Genomic DNA, 1,116 nt, shown 5'->3' on the forward strand with positions numbered 1-1,116 from the left:
CCCGATCCAGGTAATGCTGGCGTGGGGAGTTTTCCATCAGACCGTCACCCGGTTTCGTCCATCTAATTACAGTCAGGAGATGGACATGAGCGATACCAATACAAAATCTAAACAAGAGATTCCTAGCCTTAAGAGCTTGGAGCGTGACTTTGGCCAAAAATTTGCCTATCCCGCCTCCACAAAAACCTATTTAGAGGGTTCACGCCCAGACATCAAAGCACCGATTCGCATGATTGAGCAGTTATCAACACGCGTAGGTGAAGAAATGGTCCCTAATCCACCTGTTCCGGTTTACGACACGTCAGGGCCATATAGCGACCCCGATATTGTGATTAACCTTGAAAAAGGCTTGCCTTTATTGCGCAAGAACTGGATTGAAGAACGTGGTGACACAGTGCAATTAGCAGGGCCAAGTTCTGAGTACGGCGTTGCGCGCTCACAAGATGCAGCGACACAGAATTTACGTTTTGCTCACATTAATCCTCCGCGTGTTGCTAAAGCAGGTCAAAACGTGAGTCAAATGTATTACGCCCGCAAAGGCATCGTGACTCCTGAAATGGAATACGTTGCTTTGCGTGAGTCTATGGGTCTAGAGCAATTACGCAAGAATCCTGAGTACAAACAACTTCTCAAGCAACACCCTGGCAAGAGCTATGGCGCCAATTTGCCTGACATTGTTACTGGTGAGTTTGTGCGCTCCGAGATCGCTGCTGGTCGCGCAATTATTCCAGCCAATATCAATCACCCAGAGCTAGAGCCCATGATTATTGGTCGTAACTTCCGTGTGAAGATTAACGGCAACCTCGGTAACTCTGCTGTGACCTCCTCGATTAATGAGGAAGTAGAAAAAATGGTGTGGTCGATTCGTTGGGGCGCAGACACCATCATGGATCTCTCTACTGGTAAACATATTCATGAAACCCGTGAGTGGATTATTCGTAACTCACCAGTTCCGATTGGTACCGTTCCTATTTATCAAGCTCTTGATAAGACCGGCGGCATTGCAGAAGACCTCACCTGGGAAATGTTCCGCGATACCTTGGTAGAGCAAGCTGAACAAGGTGTGGACTACTTCACTATTCATGCTGGGGTATTGCTGCGTTATGTTCCATTAAC

At 47.5% G+C, this 1,116-nt stretch carries 1 protein-coding gene; it reads left to right on the forward strand.

Going from position 1 to position 1,116, the window contains the following annotated elements; genetic code table 11:
- Positions 1-85 precede the first annotated feature (85 nt).
- Positions 86-1,116: phosphomethylpyrimidine synthase ThiC (locus B7Y67_RS18975; RefSeq protein ID WP_293599961.1), on the forward strand; the 1,031-nt coding region annotated here is incomplete at its 3' end.

Source organism: Polynucleobacter sp. 35-46-11, assembly GCF_002281105.1.